1 pseudogene is annotated in these 252 nt (G+C 59.5%); it reads right to left on the bottom strand.

Features of this window, described 5'->3' with window-relative positions:
* Nucleotides 1-252: pseudogene (locus RTW80_RS30075) on the bottom strand (sigma 54-dependent transcriptional regulator); the annotation flags it as partial.

Raw genomic sequence — 252 nt, 5'->3', positions numbered from 1 at the left:
ATCTTCAACCACGTCCAGAGTGATGCGTCCGCTAGTGGCAAAGGTGGCCATCCGCGTGACGCTGGCAGAAAGTTCGCGAAAGTTACCGCGCCATGTTGCCTGGGGAGAGGTCGCAAAAGCCAACCAGGCGCGCCGCGCTTCGGTGTTAAAACGCACGCTGTCGCCAGTGAGTGAGGCGTGGCGCTCCACTTCATAATCCAGGTTCGGTTCAATATCTTCCTGGCGCTGGCGTAGACCCGGCAGGGTGAAGGT

This window comes from Escherichia sp. AM3 (assembly GCF_032029835.1).
GTDB classification, from domain to species: domain Bacteria; phylum Pseudomonadota; class Gammaproteobacteria; order Enterobacterales; family Enterobacteriaceae; genus Escherichia; species Escherichia coli.
The sequence above is the reverse complement of the archived record's forward strand: the minus strand, read 5'-3'. Positions and strand labels throughout refer to the sequence as shown.